This is a genomic window from Streptomyces sp. NPDC019937, assembly GCF_040631655.1.
In the GTDB taxonomy this organism is placed as follows: Bacteria; Actinomycetota; Actinomycetes; order Streptomycetales; family Streptomycetaceae; genus Streptomyces.
Genome location: NZ_JBEYAL010000011.1, coordinates 117,687 through 133,416, shown reverse-complemented (window position 1 = coordinate 133,416; position 15,730 = coordinate 117,687). Strand labels below are relative to the sequence as shown.

The following is a 15,730-nucleotide window of genomic DNA, read 5'->3' as shown; positions in this document are numbered from 1 at the left end:
TGAAGGCACCTCTCCTAGAAGAACCGGGGGTCGTCGAACGCGCCGCTCGCCAGCAGATACACATAGAAGTCGGCGACGGCGACACTGATCAGCGATGCCCAGGCCAGCTGCATGTGGCGCATGTTGAGCGAGCTGACCCAGCCCCAGAGCCGGTAGCGCACCGGGTGCCGGGAGAAGTGCTTGAGCCGGCCGCCGACGATGTGCCGGCAGGAGTGGCAGGAGAGGGTGTACGCCCAGATCAGCGCGATGTTGGCGAGCAGCACCAGGGTGCCCAGGCCCATGTGGCCCCACCGTCCGTGCTGGTCCCGGAAGGCGAGCACGGTGTCATAGGTGAGGATTCCCGCGACGATCACCGCGAAGTAGAAGAAGTAGCGGTGGATGTTCTGCAGGATGAGCGGGAAGCGGGTCTCGCCGGTGTAGTTGGCGCGCGGCTCGGCGACCGCGCAGGCCGGTGGTGAGGCCCAGAAGCCCCGGTAATACGCCTTGCGGTAGTAGTAGCAGGTCAGCCGGAAGCCGAGCGGGAAGATCAGGATCAGCAGGGCGGGGGACAGGCCCCACCACGCGCCGAAGATCTCCCAGTTCGCGCCGCCCTTCATGGGTACGCAGTTCTGCGCGACGCAGGGCGAGTAGAAGGGGGAGACATACGGCTCGGCGTAGTAGTTGTCGCCTGCGAAGGCCCGCCACGTCGAGTAGACGACGAACGCGAACAGCCCGGCGGCGGTGACCGCGGGCGCCAGCCACCAGCGGTCGGTCCGCAGATGACGGGCGGGAATGGCGGCGCGCGACGGGCTGTGCACGCCGCTCGTGGCCGCTTCGCGTTCGGACGGCGTGGCGGCTTGGGGGTCGGTGCCAGTGGCCAAAGGAAACTCCGCTGTGGAGTGGTGTGGGGGACGGTCGGGCGCGGACCCGTCGGGCCGGGTGGGCGCCAAGCGACCCCTTCTAAGGAGCGTGGCGGTCGCGCGCGCCGAGACCCTCGTCGTCGACGTCCGACCACAGCGCGCTGTTGTAGGGCGCGTCGGGGACCGGAACCATCTCGGGGCGCGGCCGCTCCGTGCCGGGGGCCGTATCGCGCAGCAGGGCGAGACTCTCGCGCAGATGGTCCGCGTCGGTGCGGACCCGTCGTATCTCCAGTCCGCCGGCGCCGACCCGGTCTTCGAGCCGGGTGACGGAGCGGACCAGATCGTCGAGACAGCGTTGGACGGCCGTCAAGTCGTCGTTCAAGGACATGACTTGCCCTCACTTCCGCGGTTGCGGTTGGCGGCGCTCATGCGACAGCGAGTGTTACGCGTCACAGTCCTGGTTGGGAAGGGATCTGCCGCGATTCGCGGAGTCACCGGCGTGATCACGCCGCCGTGCGCCGGGGTGCGCGCCGGTCGGATGGAGCCGGTCGGGTGATCCTGTCCCCTCCATGGCCGTCCCGAGGGTGCTGTCTCATGATCCGTCGCTTTGAGTAAGGAGTATATGCGACAAGCGTCAAAATGTGCGAAATGCGCTCAATAACGGCACACCCCGGAGGTCACGAGCCATGTCCATCGACAAGCGACGCTGCGCCGTGCTGCTCGCCGCGGGAGTGCTGCTGCCACTGCCCGTCCTCACCGGATGCAGCTCGGGCGACGACGACGCCCCGCCGTCGCCCGCGGCCCGGGACATCGCCCCGGCCTCCCGCGCGCAGACCGCCCCCGGCGGCACGCTGCGCTGGGCGCTCGACGCCCGGCCCGCGACCTTCAACGCCTTCCAGACCTCCGCCGACGCCGGCACCGAGCGGATCGCCGGAGCGGTGCTGCCCGCGCTCCACACCCTCGACGCCCGCGGCCGTCCGCAGCTCAACGGCGACTACCTGGAGTCCGCCGAGGTGGTCTCGCGCGAGCCCAAGCAGGTCGTGGTCTACAAGCTCAACCCCAAGGCGGTGTGGAGCGACGGCCGCCCGCTCGGCGCGGAGGACTTCTCCGCCCAGTGGAAGGCCCTGCGCGGCACGGAGAACGCCTACTGGACCGCGCGCAACGCCGGATACGACCGCATCGCCAGGATCCAGCCGGGCGAGAAGGCCCACGAGGTCAAGGTCACCTTCGCCAAGCCCTACACCGACTGGCGGTCGCTGTTCACGCCGCTGTACCCGAAGAGCGTGATGAGCGACCCGGCCGTCTTCAACGCCGGGGCCCGCAAGGGGCTCGCCGTCAGCTCCGGCCCGTTCACGGTCCGCGAGGTGAAGGACACCTCCGTCACCCTCGTACGGAACCCCCGGTGGTGGGGCGACCGGGCCCGGCTGAACCGGCTGGTCTTCGAGGCCGTCCCGGCGGGCGAGCGGGCCGCCGCCCTGATCGACGGGGCCGTCGACATGGCCGAGGTCGACCGGTCCACCGCGCGCCGCGTCCAGGCCGCGGCGCCCGCCGCGAAGGGGGCCGCCGGGGCCAAGAAGCTTCACCCCTCGGGCAAGGCGGGCGCGCCCAGGCTGGAGACCCGCGCCCAGGAGGCCGCGGACGCCACGCGCGACCGGGCGGAGGCCGAGAAGGCGCCGCCGGGATCACGGCGCTCGCAGACCGTGGCCCTGCGCCGGTACACCCTGCGCGCGGCGCTGGACCCCGCGTACACGCAGCTCGCCATCAACGGTGCCAAGGGCCCCCTCGCGGATGAGCGGGTGCGCCGCGCGGTGGCCCGCGCGATCGACCGCGAGGCGCTGGCCAAGACGGTGCTGAAGCCGTTCGGGCTGCCCACCGAGCCGCTCGGCAACCATCTGCTGATGGCCGACCAGAAGGGGTACAAGGACCACAGCGGCGCCCTCGGCGGCCCCGACGCCCAGGCCGCGCAGTCCCTGCTCGCCGACGCCGGCTGGCGCCCCGGCGGCTCGTCCGCCCGGCAGAAGTCGGTCGACGGCAAGACGGACGACCGGGGACGGCAGGCGAGCCCCACCGCGGAGAAGACCGGCAAGGCGGGCGATCCGGCCCCCGCCGCGGGCGACGCGCGCCGGTCCGGGCGCTCCCACCCGGCGGTCGTGCAGAAGAAGGGGCGGCCGCTCGTGCTGCGCTTCGTCGTCCCGTCCGACTCCGGCGGCGCCTCGCTGCGCGCCGTCGGGACGCGCATCGGCCGGATGCTGGAGGAGATCGGCGTCCGCACCGAGATCACATCGGTGAAGAGCGACTCCTTCTTCAAGGACCACATCGCCACCGGCAAGTACGACCTGGCCCTCTACTCCTGGCCCGCCTCCGCCTACCCGGCGACCGACGGCCGCCCGATCTACGCCAAGCCCCAGCCCGCCGCCGACGGCTCGCTGGTGGTCGAGCAGAACTACACCCGGGTCGGTACGGACCAGATCGACCAGCTCTTCGACGAGGCGCTCACCGAGCTGGACGGCGGCGCCTCGCGCGCCCTGGTCGGCCGGGCGGACGCCCGGATCTGGGCGGCCGCCGGATCGATTCCGCTCTACCAGCCGCCGCAGCTGGTCGCGGTCCGCAAGACGGTGGCCAATGCCGGAGCGTTCGGCTTCGCCACCCCCCGCTACCAGGACATCGGCTTCCGCAAGTAGGCGCGAGAGCCTGCGGGAGCAGGCGCGAGGGCGTGCGGGACGGCGGGGGGACGGGTGGCGGCACCCGTCCCCCCGCCGTCCCCTTACCATGGGGTGGAGCCGTGGCGTAAGCAGCCCGGCGGAAAGGCGCGCCGGACAAAGGAGCGCGCTGCCACCCACGAAACCGGGAGAAGCGCGCTCGTATGCCCACGCGCCACGATATTCGTAACGTCGCCATCGTCGCCCACGTCGACCACGGCAAGACGACCCTCGTCGACGCCATGCTCAAGCAGGCCGGTGCGTTCGCCGCGCACCAGCATGTGGACGACCGGGTGATGGACTCCAACGACCTGGAGCGCGAGAAGGGCATCACCATTCTCGCGAAGAACACCGCCGTGAAGTACCACCCGGCGGACGGCAGTGACCCCGTCACCATCAACATCATCGACACCCCCGGCCACGCCGACTTCGGCGGTGAGGTCGAGCGCGGTCTGTCCATGGTCGACGCCGTGGTGCTGCTGGTGGACGCCTCCGAGGGCCCGCTGCCGCAGACCCGCTTCGTGCTGCGCAAGGCGCTGCAGGCCAAGCTGCCGGTCATCCTGTGCATCAACAAGACGGACCGCCCGGACTCCCGGATCGACGACGTCGTCAACGAGACGTACGACCTGTTCCTGGACCTGGACGCGACCGAGGAGCAGATCGAGTTCCCGATCGTCTACGCCTGCGCCCGGGACGGCATCGCCTCGCTGACCAAGCCGGAGGACGGCACCGTCCCGGCCGACAGCGACAGCCTGTGGCCGTTCTTCGTCACCCTGCTGGAGACCGTCCCGGCGCCGGAGTACGACGCGGCCGCCCCGCTCCAGGCCCACGTCACCAACCTGGACGCGGACAACTTCCTCGGCCGCATCGCGCTGCTCCGCGTCGAGCAGGGCGAGCTGAAGAAGGGCCAGACCGTCGCGTGGATCAAGCGCGACGGCACCATCTCCAACGTCCGCATCACCGAGCTGATGATGACCGAGGCGCTCACCCGCAAGCCCGCCGAGGTGGCCGGGCCCGGGGACATCTGCGCGGTCGCCGGCATCCCGGACATCATGATCGGTGAGACCCTGGCCGACCCCGAGAACCCGATCGCGCTCCCGCTGATCACCGTCGACGAGCCGGCCATCTCGATGACCATCGGCACCAACACCTCGCCGCTGGTCGGCAAGGGCGGCAAGGGCCACAAGGTCACCGCCCGGCTGGTGAAGGACCGCCTCGACAAGGAGCTGGTCGGTAACGTCTCGCTGCGCGTGCTGCCGACCGAGCGCCCCGACGCCTGGGAGGTGCAGGGCCGCGGTGAGCTGGCGCTGGCGATCCTGGTCGAGACGATGCGCCGGGAGGGCTTCGAGCTGACCGTCGGCAAGCCCGAGGTCGTCACCAAGGAGATCGACGGCAAGGTCCACGAGCCGATCGAGCGCCTGACCATCGACGCGCCGGAGGAGCACCTGGGCGCCATCACCCAGCTGATGGCGACCCGCAAGGGCCGCATGGAGACCATGACCAACCACGGTTCCGGCTGGATCCGCATGGAGTGGATCGTGCCGTCCCGCGGCCTCATCGGCTTCCGCACCGAGTTCCTGACCCAGACCCGCGGCACCGGTATCGCGCACTCCATCTTCGAGGGCCACGAGCCGTGGTTCGGCGAGCTGCGCACCCGTAACAGCGGCTCCCTGGTGGCCGACCGCTCGGGCTCGGTGACCGCGTTCGCGATGACCAACCTCCAGGAGCGCGGTGTGCTGTTCACCTCGCCCGGCACCGAGGTGTACGAGGGCATGATCGTCGGCGAGAACTCGCGCGCCGACGACATGGACGTGAACATCACCAAGGAGAAGAAGCTCACCAACATGCGGTCCTCGACCGCTGACGTGACCGAGTCCCTGGTGCCGCCGCGGCTGCTCTCGCTGGAGCAGTCCCTGGAGTTCTGCCGCGACGACGAGTGCGTCGAGGTGACCCCGGAGACGGTCCGCATCCGCAAGGTCGTACTGGACCAGAAGGAGCGCGGCCGCGCCGCGTCGCGCGCCAAGCGCTGAGGTCCGCCTCCGTACGCCCCCGGCAGCCCGGGCTTCCGCTTCTCGCGGGGCCCGGGCTGCCGTCGTATCAGGAAGGTGCCAGTCAAACGGTTATCCGGCGAGGGGCGTCCGGATATCGGAGATCGGGCTCCGCATGATGTGTTAACAGTCCGTTTCGCGTGTGTCTGTCTGCGGCAGTTTTGTCCGGATTTCGAAGCTCCGCGCGTAGATGATGTGACCAAAGCGAGACCCATAAAGTGTGGTTTACGTGGCTGGCGTGCTCAATCATGGGGTCCATTGAGCTCGGGTCAACGGGTCGAACGCTGTGGGGAGCGGGGACCTGCGAGCACATCTGGGGGGTCCGGTCCCTTTCGCTGTCAGGGGTGTCAGCGCATCTCCGGACACCCCTCTCGAAGCAGCAGAGGACTCCGGAGGAGGCAAACCCATGCGTGGTGCCCAGAGCGCCAAGTGGGTCGCGATGGCCGCGGTCGTGGCGATGGCCGCGACCGCTTGTGGTGGCGGCGACAGCAAGGACGACAGCAAGGCTGCCGTCGACCCGAACGGTGTGTACACCTATCAGGACGTCGAGCCACAGAACCCGCTGATCCCGACCAACACCAACGAGGTCGGCGGCGGGTACATCCTGAAGAACCTCTTCCGTGGCCTGGTCGACTACGACGTCAAGGGCAAGCTGCGCAATCAGGTCGCCCAGAGCGTCGACTCGCCGGACAACCAGCACTTCACGGTGAAGCTGAAGAAGGGCTGGAAGTTCCACAACGGCGAGCCGGTGACGGCCAGCTCCTTCGTGGACGCCTGGAACTACGGCGCGGACGCCAAGAACGCCCAGCTGAACGCCTCGTGGTTCGCCGACATCAAGGGCTTCGACGAGGTGCACCCGGAAAAGGGTGACCCGAAGGCCGACAAGATGTCCGGGCTGAAGGTGGTGAACGACAACGAGTTCACCATCGAGCTGTCGCACCCGGTTTCCACCTTCAAGGACCGGCTCTTCTACGACGCCTTCTTCCCGCTTCCCAAGGCCTTCTACAAGGACCCGAAGAAGTTCGGCGAGGCCCCCATCGGCAACGGCCCCTACGAGGTCGACGGCAAGTGGGAGCACAAGGTCCAGTTCAAGGTGAAGAAGTACGCCGGGTACCAGGGGGTGGACAAGCCCAAGAACGGCGGCATCATCTTCAAGTTCTACAACAAGGATGAGAGCGCCTACAACGACCTGGTCTCCGACAAGCTGGACATCATGTACCAGGTCCCGCCGTCGTCGATCAACGTCTACAAGACCGACCTGGGCGACCGCTCGGCCGACCAGATGTTCGGCGGCAACACCACCATCGCCTTCCCGATGTACGACAAGGCGTGGAGCAAGCCGGAGAAGGCCAAGGTGCGTCAGGGCCTGTCCATGGCGATCGACCGCGAGACCATCACCAAGACCGCGCTGAAGGGCTCGAAGGACCCGGCCGACGGCTGGACCCCGAAGGTCGTCGAGGGCTACCAGCCCAACGCCTGCGGTGAGTACTGCAAGTTCGACCCGAAGAAGGCGAAGCAGCTCATCAAGGAGGGCGGCGGCGTCCCCGGCGGCAAGATGACCATCGCCTACAACGCCGACGGCGGCAACAAGGAATGGGCCGAGGCGGTCTGCAACGACATCAAGCAGAACGCCGGCGTCCCCTGTGAGGCCGACCCGCGCGCGACCTTCCAGCAGCTGCGCACCGAGATCACCGACAAGAAGATGACCAGCGCGTTCCGGATGGCCTGGGTCCAGGACTTCCCGAACATCTCCAACTTCATCTCCGAGCAGTACCGCACCGGCGCCGGCGCCAATGACTCCGGCTTCAGCGACAAGAAGCTCGACAAGCTGATGGAGCAGGCCGACTCGGCCAAGACCATCGAGGAGTCCAACAAGCTCTACGCCCAGGCCGAGGCGAAGCTCAAGGACACGATGCCCTCCATCCCGCTCTTCTTCGACCACACCAACGGCGGTCACTCCAAGAACGTCCAGAACGTCAAGTTCGACACGTTCCGCCAGGCGATCTGGACCGACGTCGAGGTCAAGAAGTAGTCGAGAGGCTTGCAGTGACGTAGCCCCGGTGACCGTCCGTCCCCCGACGGGCGGTCGCCGGGCGCGTCGGCGACAGGAGGACACCCATGGGGCGATACGTCGCGAGGCGACTGCTCCAGATGATCCCGGTCTTCATCGGGACCACACTGCTCATCTTTCTGATGGTGTATTCGCTGCCCGGCGATCCCGTCAAAGCGCTCTTCGGCCCGCGGGCATCCGACCCCGCCACGGTCGCGAGACTGCGCCATCAATTCGGTCTGGACAAGCCCCTGCTGACCCAGTACTGGGACTACATCACCGGGCTGTTCCGGGGTGACTTCGGGCAGAGCTTCACCGGCCGCCCGGTCGCCGACCTGATGGCCGACGCCTTCCCGGTCACCATCCGGCTCGCGCTTCTCGCCTTCGGAATCGAGATCCTCATCGGCGTCAGCCTCGGTGTGGTGACCGGCCTGATGCGCGGCAAGTTCCTGGACCGGTTCGTGCTGGTGTTCACCCTGATCGTGACCTCGATCCCGGTGTTCGTGATCGGCTTCGTCACCGTGTTCCTGTTCGGGCTCAAATGGAAGGTCATCACCCCGACCGTCCAGGACTCCATGGACATCGGGCAGCTCTTCGCGCCGGCCCTGGTGCTGGGTGCCCTCTCGCTGGCCTACGTGTCCCGGCTCACCCGGACCACCGTGGTGGAGAACCTGCGCGCCGACTACATGCGCACCGCCCTCGCCAAGGGGCTGCCGCGGCGCCGGATCATCGGCGTCCATCTGATGCGCAACTCGCTCATCCCTGTCGTCACGTTCCTCGGCACCGACCTCGGCACCCTCATGGGCGGCGCGATCGTCACCGAGGGCATCTTCAACATCCAGGGCGTGGGCAACACCCTCTTCCGGGCCATCCAGACCAGTGAGGGTCCCACCGTCGTCGGCATCGTGACCGTGCTCGTGCTCGTCTACCTGCTGAGCAGCCTGGTCGTCGACCTGTTGTACGCAGTCCTGGACCCGAGGATTCGCTATGCCTGAGAAAACTCTGGCCCCCGAGGCCGGCCCCGTATCGGCGGCAGCCGAAGCGCCCCTGCCGGGCGGCAGCGAGATCACCAAGCCACGCAGCCTGGGCCAGGACGCCTGGCGCGAACTGCGCAGCAACCCCATCTTCTGGGTCTCCGCCGTGCTGCTGGTGCTCTTCCTGCTGATGGCGGCCCTGCCCAGCCTGTTCACCAGCACCGACCCGGGCTACGCCGATCTGCGCAACCACTACCTCGGCAAGCCGGCGTGGGGGCACTTCTTCCAGTCGGACTGGTTCGGCTACAACGGCCAGGGCCAGAGCGTCTACGCCCGGACCATCTACGGCGCCCGCGCCTCGGTCATCATCGGCGTCTGCGTGACCCTCGGGGTCACCCTCGTCGGCGGTGTGATCGGCATGTTCGCGGGATACTTCGGCGGCTGGATCGACACCCTGCTCTCCCGGCTCACCGACATCTTCTTCGGCATCCCGCTGCTGCTCGGCGGCATGGTGCTGCTGCAGGCGTTCACCCACCGCACCATCTGGACCGTGGTGCTCGCCCTCGCCACCTTCGGCTGGATGCCGCTCGCCCGCGTGATGCGCGGCGCGGTCATCACCCAGAAGCAGGCCGACTTCGTGACGGCGGCCCGGGCGCTGGGCGCCGGCACCGGCCGCATCCTGCTCCGGCACATCCTGCCCAACGCCCTCGCCCCGGTGATCGTCGTGGCCACCATCGCGCTCGGCGGCTTCGTCTCCGCCGAGGCCACCCTTTCCTACCTGGGCATCGGCCTGCAGTCGACGGTCTCGTGGGGCGTGGACATCTCGGACGCGCAGAACGTACTGCGGGACGCCCCGCACGTCCTGCTCGTCCCGGCCACCTTCCTGAGCCTGACCGTGCTGTCGTTCATCCTGCTCGGCGACGCGGTGCGCGACGCCTTCGACCCCAAGCTGCGCTGAGGGAGGCGTACGTGACCACCATCGAGAAGACCGGCGCGGAGCCCTCCGCGCGCGTCGAGGACAACGGCGGCCCGCTGCTGGAAGTCCGCGACCTGCACGTGGAGTTCCACACCCGGGACGGCGTCGCCAAGGCCGTCAACGGCGTCAACTACTCCGTCAGCGCGGGCGAGACCCTCGCCGTGCTCGGCGAGTCCGGCTCCGGCAAGTCCGTGACAGCGCAGGCCATCATGGGCATCCTGGACATGCCGCCCGGCAAGATCCCGCAGGGCCAGATCCTCTTCCGCGGCGAGGACATGCTCACCATGAGCGCGGAGGACCGCCGGAAGATCCGGGGCCGCCGGATCGCCATGATCTTCCAGGACGCGCTGTCCTCGCTGAACCCGGTGCTCTCCGTCGGCTACCAGCTCGGCGAGATGTTCCGGGTCCACCAGGGGCTGTCCAAGAAGGACGCCAAGGCCAAGGCCGTCGAGCTGATGGACCGGGTCCGCATCCCGGCCGCCAAGGAGCGGGTGAACGACTACCCGCACCAGTTCTCCGGCGGTATGCGCCAGCGCATCATGATCGCCATGGCGCTGGCCCTGGAGCCGGACCTGATCATCGCCGACGAGCCGACCACCGCGCTCGACGTGACCGTCCAGGCCCAGGTGATGGACCTGCTCGCGGAGTTGCAGCGCGAGTACAACATGGGCCTGATCCTGATCACCCACGACCTGGGCGTGGTCGCGGACGTCGCCGACAAGATCGCGGTGATGTACGCGGGCCGGATCGTCGAGACCGCGCCCGTGCACGAGCTGTACAAGCGCCCCGCCCACCCGTACACCAAGGGGCTGCTCGACTCCATCCCGCGGCTGGACCACAAGGGCCAGGAGCTGTACGCGATCAAGGGCCTGCCGCCCAACCTGCTCAAGATCCCCACGGGCTGCGCCTTCAACCCGCGCTGCCCGAAGGCCCAGGACATCTGCCGCACCGAGGTCCCGCCGCTGGCGTCGGTCACCGAGCAGGACGGCACCGAGCTGCCGGGCCGTGGCAGCGCGTGCCACTTCTGGAAGGAGACCATCCATGGCTGAGACGGAGAAGAACGACAAGGCCGTGGAACCGGCTGACGCGGCCCCCGCCGACGCCACTCCCAACGTCACCGAGGTGACGACGGTCGACGTCGCCACCGAGGACGAGGCCGTGGCCGCCCTCGACGCCCATGTCGACCGCGGGGAGCCGATCCTCCAGGTGCGCAACCTGGTCAAGCACTTCCCGCTGACCCAGGGCATCCTCTTCAAGAAGCAGGTCGGCGCGGTCAAGGCGGTCGACGGCGTCTCCTTCGACCTCTACCAGGGCGAGACGCTCGGCATCGTCGGCGAGTCCGGCTGCGGCAAGTCCACCGTCGCCAAGCTGCTGATGACCCTGGAGACCGCCACCGCGGGCGAGGTGTTCTACAAGGGCCAGGACATCACCAAGCTGTCCGGGCGCGCGCTGCGGGCCGTCCGCCGCAACATCCAGATGGTCTTCCAGGACCCGTACACCTCGCTCAACCCCCGCATGACGGTGGGCGACATCATCGGCGAGCCGTACGAGATCCACCCCGAGGCCGCGCCCAAGGGCGACCGCCGGCACAAGGTGCAGGAGCTGCTGGACGTCGTCGGTCTCAACCCCGAGTACCTCAACCGCTATCCGCACCAGTTCTCCGGCGGCCAGCGCCAGCGCATCGGCATCGCCCGCGGCCTCGCGCTCAACCCGGAGATCATCATCTGCGACGAGCCGGTCTCGGCGCTGGACGTGTCGGTGCAGGCGCAAGTCATCAACCTGATGGAGAAGCTGCAGGACGAGTTCAACCTGTCCTACATCTTCATCGCCCACGACCTGTCCATCGTCCGCCACATCTCCGACCGGGTCGGCGTGATGTACCTGGGGAAGATGGCCGAGATCGGCACCGACGCCGAGATCTACGACCACCCGACCCACCCGTACACCCAGGCCCTGCTGTCCGCCGTCCCGGTCCCCGACCCGGAGTCGCGGGAGGGCCGGGAGCGCATCATCCTCACCGGCGACGTCCCCTCCCCGGCCAACCCGCCCTCCGGCTGCCGCTTCCGCACCCGCTGCTGGAAGGCCGAGGACAAGTGCGCCAAGGAGGTGCCGCTGCTCGCCATCCCCGAGCGCTTCGCGGGCACGGACTCCCTCGCGGCGCACGAGTCGGCGTGCCACTTCGCCGAGGAGAAGGACGTGGTGCACGCGTAACGGGCACCGCTCGCCGATGGGCGCCCGGCCAGTGGCCGGGCGCCCATCGGCGTCTTCCCGGCTCCTCCCGTCGCGCGCGTTGTTTGAATCGATTAAAGATTTGGAACAGACGCTTGAAGCGCGGGGAAACTTAGGCCACAGTGACATAGAAAGCGCTTGCCGAGCGCGGGACGTACCGCTCGGCTCGCGCTTCACCAATGACGTTTCACGGGTGCGTCTCCCGGTGCCACCGGGCCGCCGCCACGGACAGCGGTCACCGGCGTGCGCGCCGCCCGGCCCTGGGGTGTCATGAGGATCTGAGGCGATCTTGGACCGGATCCTCGGGAGGCGCCATGCGCGGAGCCCAGCACGTCCTGCGTGCCCGGTGTGTGCTGTGCGCCCTCTGCGTGACCGCCGTCCCGGCCGTCGCGGGCTGCGGCGGCGGCTCCGGCCCGGCCGAGGGCATCGTCCGCTCCTCCTGGGGCGATCCGCCGAACCCGCTGGAGCCCGCCAACACCAACGACGTCCAGGGCGGCAAGGTCCTCGACATGATCTTCCGGGGGCTCAAGCGGTACGACCCGGCCACCGGTGAGGCCGAGGACGCGCTCGCGGACCGCATCACCACCGACGACCAGCGCACGTACGCCGTCACCATCAAGAAGGGGCGGCGCTTCGGCAACGGCGAGAAGGTCACCGCGAAGTCCTTCGTGGACGCCTGGAACTACGGGGCCCTGCTCGACAACAAGCAGCGCAACGCCTACTTCTTCGAGTACATCGAGGGGTACGACAAGGTCCACCCCGCCACCGGCCGCCCCACCGCCCGGACCCTCTCCGGGCTGCGGGTGACGGGGGAGCGGACCTTCACCGTCCGGCTCACCCAGAAGTTCTCCTCCTGGCCCAAGACGCTCGGCTACAACGCCTACGCGCCGCTGCCCCGCGCCTTCTTCACCGACCACGAGGCCTGGCTGAGGAAGCCCGTCGGCAACGGCCCCTACCAGGTGCGGTCGTACGACAAGGGCGCGGTCATGAAGCTGCGGGCCTGGGGCGGTTATCAGGGCCCCGACAAGGCCCGTAACAAAGGGGTCGACCTCCGCGTCTACACCGACAGCAACACCGCCTACACCGATCTCCAGGCGGGCAACCTCGATCTGGTGGACGACGTCCCGGCCCAGCAGCTGAAGTTCGTCCGCTCCGACCTCGGCAACCGCTACATCAACCGGCCCGCCGGGATCATCCAGACCCTCACCTTCCCCATGTACGACCGGGCGTGGAGCGGGCCCGCGCGGGCCAAGCTGCGCCGCGGCATCTCCATGGCGATCAACCGCGCGCAGATCACCGACCGGATCTTCCGCGGCACCCGCACCCCCGCCACCGACTGGACCTCCCCGGTGCTGCGCCGGCAGGGCGGCTACCAGCCCGGGTTGTGCGGGGACGCCTGCACCTACGACCCGGACCGGGCGCGCAAGCTGATCCGGGAGGGCGGCGGGCTGCCCGGCGGCCGGATGACCATCACGTACAACGCCGACACCGGCTCCCACAAGGACTGGGTCGACGCCGTGTGCAACAGCGTCAACACCGTGCTGCGCAGCGACCGGGCGTGCGTCGGCAAACCGGTCGGCACCTTCGCCGACTACCGCAACAAGATGGCCGGGAAGCGGATGACCGGCCCGTTCCGGGCGGGCTGGCAGATGGACTACCCGCTGATCCAGAACTTCCTCCAGCCGCTGTACTACACGGACGCCTCCTCCAACGACGGCCACTGGAGCAGCGCCGGCTTCGACCGGCTGGTGAACCGGGCCAACGCCGCCCCCGCCGACACCGCGGCCATCACCGCCTTCCAGGACGCCGAGAAGATCCTCGCCCAGCAGATGCCCGCGATCCCGCTGTGGTACCAGAACGGCAGCGCGGGCTACGCCTCCCGGCTCCACGACGTGACGCTGAACCAGTTCAGCGTGCCCGTCTACCACCAGATCAGGGTCGGCTGAGCCATGAGCCGCTATGTGCTGCGGCGGCTGCTGCAGATGATCCCGGTCTTCCTCGGCGCCACCTTCCTGATCTTCTTCATGGTCTACGCGCTCGGCGACCCGGTCGCCGCCCTGTTCGGCGACAAGGCCCCCGACCCCGCCACGGCGGCCCGCATCCGCAAGGACCTCTACCTCGACGAACCGCTGTGGAGCCAGTACGTCCACTACATGGGGCAGGTCTTCGGCGGACACTTCGGCACCGCCTTCAACGGACAGCCCGTCACCGAGCTGATGGCCGGGGCCTTCCCCGTGACCCTGCGGCTCACCGCCGTCGCCGTCGTCTTCGAGATGGCGCTCGGCATCACCCTCGGCGTGCTCGGCGGACTGCGCCGCGGCCGGGGCCTGGACACCTCGGTGCTGCTGCTCACCCTGGTCGTGGTGTCCATCCCGACGTTCGTCAGCGGCACCGTGCTGCAGTACCTGTTCGGCGTGCGGTGGGGCTGGGCCCGGCCGTCCGTCGCGCCCGAGGCGCCGTTCACCGAACTGCTACTGCCCGGCGTGGTGCTGGGGCTGGTGTCCCTCGCGTACACCACCCGCCTCACCCGGACCTCGCTGGTGGAGAACGCCCGCGCCGACTACGTCCGTACCGCCGTCGCCAAGGGGCTGCCGCGCCGCCGGATCGTCGTCCGGCACCTCCTGCGCACCTCGCTGATCCCGGTGGTGACCTTCATCGGCACCGATGTCGGCGCGCTCATGGGCGGGGCCATCGTCACCGAGCGGATCTTCAACATCCATGGCGTGGGCTACCAGCTCTACCAGGGCATCCTGCGCCAGAACTCGCCGACCGTGGTCGGCTTCGTCACCATCCTGGTGATCGTCTTCCTGCTCGCCAATCTGCTCGTCGACCTCCTCTACGCCGTGCTCGACCCGAGGATCCGGTATGCCTGAGCCCTTTGAACCCCTTGAGTCTTGTGAAACGTGCTCCGATACGCCCTCGGACCAGCCGGTGGACCTCGCCGCCACCGGCACCGCGACCCTGCGCGGCGGGCCGCGGAGCCGACCGTGGCGCCGCCGCCCCCTCCCGCGCCTGCGCGTGCGCCCGAGCCGCGCCGCGCGCCGCGCGGCCGCCGCGGGCCCGGGGCAGGGCTCCCGCGGGCTGTGGTCCGACGCCTGGCACGATCTGCGCCGCAACCCCGTCTTCGTCCTCTCCGCGCTGGTCATCCTCTTCCTCGTCACCATCGCGATCTGGCCGCAGCTGATCGCGGACGGCAATCCGTACCAGGGCAACCTGGCCAAGGCGCAGGACGGCCCGGCCCCCGGCCACCCCTTCGGCTTCGACCTCCAGGGCCGGGACGTCTACACCCGCACCGTCTACGGCGCCCGCGCCTCCATCACCGTCGGCATCTGCGCCACCGCGGGCGCCGCGCTGCTCGGCAGCGTGCTCGGCGGCCTCGCCGGATTCTTCGGCGGCTGGTGGGACGCGCTGCTCTCGCGGATCGCCGACGTCTTCTTCGGCATCCCGATCCTGCTCGGCGGGCTGGTCTTCCTGTCGGTGGTCACCAGCGGTTCGGTGTGGCCGGTGGTCGGCTTCATCGTGCTGCTGGGCTGGCCGCAGATCTCCCGTATCGCCCGCGGCTCGGTGGTCACCGTCAAGCAGCAGGACTACGTGCTCGCGGCGCGCACCCTCGGGGCGAGCAACGGCCGGATGCTGCTGCGCCACATCGCGCCCAACGCCGTCGCCCCCGTGATCGTCGTCGCGACCATCGCGCTCGGCACGTACATCGCGCTGGAGGCCACCCTGTCCTTCCTCGGCGTGGGGCTGAAACCGCCCACCGTCTCCTGGGGCATCGACATCTCGTCCGCGTCCACCCAGATCCGCAACGCCCCGCACATGCTGCTGTGGCCCGCGGGCGCGCTCAGCATCACCGTGCTCGCGTTCATCATGCTCGGCGACGCGGTGCGCGACGCCCTCGACCCGAAGCTGCGCTAG

At 69.1% G+C, this 15,730-nt stretch carries 12 protein-coding genes; 10 read left to right on the top strand and 2 right to left on the bottom strand.

Annotation, left to right across the window (positions count from 1 at the left end; translation table 11 throughout):
* Window positions 1-14: 14 nt before the first annotated feature.
* Both ABZ562_RS13740 and ABZ562_RS13735 read right to left on the bottom strand, forming a co-directional pair.
* Window positions 15-860, bottom strand: a complete 846-nt coding sequence (locus ABZ562_RS13740; RefSeq protein ID WP_361477740.1) for a hypothetical protein — start codon at window positions 858-860, stop codon at window positions 15-17.
* 79 nt (window positions 861-939) lie between these two features.
* The gene (locus ABZ562_RS13735; RefSeq protein ID WP_361477738.1) at window positions 940-1,227 is read right to left on the bottom strand and encodes a hypothetical protein; all 288 of its coding nucleotides are present in this window, start codon (window positions 1,225-1,227) and stop codon (window positions 940-942) included.
* A gap of 298 nt (window positions 1,228-1,525) precedes the next feature.
* Between ABZ562_RS13735 and ABZ562_RS13730 the strand changes: the two genes are divergently transcribed.
* The 10 genes from ABZ562_RS13730 (at window position 1,526) to ABZ562_RS13685 (ending at window position 15,730) form a co-directional block, all read left to right on the top strand.
* A complete protein-coding gene (locus ABZ562_RS13730) occupies window positions 1,526-3,520 on the top strand; it encodes an ABC transporter family substrate-binding protein (RefSeq protein WP_361477735.1) in 1,995 nt (664 codons plus the stop codon).
* A gap of 182 nt (window positions 3,521-3,702) precedes the next feature.
* Window positions 3,703-5,568 carry a translational GTPase TypA gene (gene typA / locus ABZ562_RS13725; RefSeq protein ID WP_361477732.1) on the top strand — a complete coding sequence of 622 codons (1,866 nt, stop codon included), beginning with the start codon at window positions 3,703-3,705 and terminating at the stop codon, window positions 5,566-5,568.
* Between the two features lie 424 nt (window positions 5,569-5,992).
* Window positions 5,993-7,618: an ABC transporter substrate-binding protein gene (locus tag ABZ562_RS13720; protein ID WP_361477729.1), complete on the top strand. Its 1,626-nt coding sequence runs from the start codon at window positions 5,993-5,995 to the stop codon at window positions 7,616-7,618.
* An 86-nt stretch (window positions 7,619-7,704) separates the two neighbouring features.
* Window positions 7,705-8,631: an ABC transporter permease gene (locus ABZ562_RS13715; RefSeq protein WP_361477726.1), complete on the top strand. Its 927-nt coding sequence runs from the start codon at window positions 7,705-7,707 to the stop codon at window positions 8,629-8,631.
* Entirely contained in the window at window positions 8,624-9,568 is a 945-nt protein-coding gene (locus tag ABZ562_RS13710) for an ABC transporter permease (RefSeq protein WP_361477723.1), read from the top strand. Before ABZ562_RS13715 ends, ABZ562_RS13710 begins: the two co-directional genes overlap by 8 nt.
* Window positions 9,569-9,579: 11 nt before the next feature.
* Window positions 9,580-10,635 carry an ABC transporter ATP-binding protein gene (locus ABZ562_RS13705; RefSeq protein WP_361477720.1) on the top strand — a complete coding sequence of 352 codons (1,056 nt, stop codon included), beginning with the start codon at window positions 9,580-9,582 and terminating at the stop codon, window positions 10,633-10,635.
* Window positions 10,628-11,797 (top strand): dipeptide ABC transporter ATP-binding protein, encoded by a 1,170-nt coding sequence (locus ABZ562_RS13700; RefSeq protein ID WP_361477718.1) that lies wholly within the window; start codon window positions 10,628-10,630, stop codon window positions 11,795-11,797. Before ABZ562_RS13705 ends, ABZ562_RS13700 begins: the two co-directional genes overlap by 8 nt.
* Before the next feature lie 332 nt (window positions 11,798-12,129).
* Window positions 12,130-13,761 carry an ABC transporter substrate-binding protein gene (locus ABZ562_RS13695; RefSeq protein WP_361477715.1) on the top strand — a complete coding sequence of 544 codons (1,632 nt, stop codon included), beginning with the start codon at window positions 12,130-12,132 and terminating at the stop codon, window positions 13,759-13,761.
* Window positions 13,762-13,764: 3 nt separating this feature from the next.
* A complete protein-coding gene (locus ABZ562_RS13690; RefSeq protein WP_361477712.1) occupies window positions 13,765-14,688 on the top strand; it encodes an ABC transporter permease in 924 nt (307 codons plus the stop codon).
* Window positions 14,681-15,730, top strand: a complete 1,050-nt coding sequence (locus ABZ562_RS13685; RefSeq protein ID WP_361477709.1) for an ABC transporter permease — start codon at window positions 14,681-14,683, stop codon at window positions 15,728-15,730. Before ABZ562_RS13690 ends, ABZ562_RS13685 begins: the two co-directional genes overlap by 8 nt.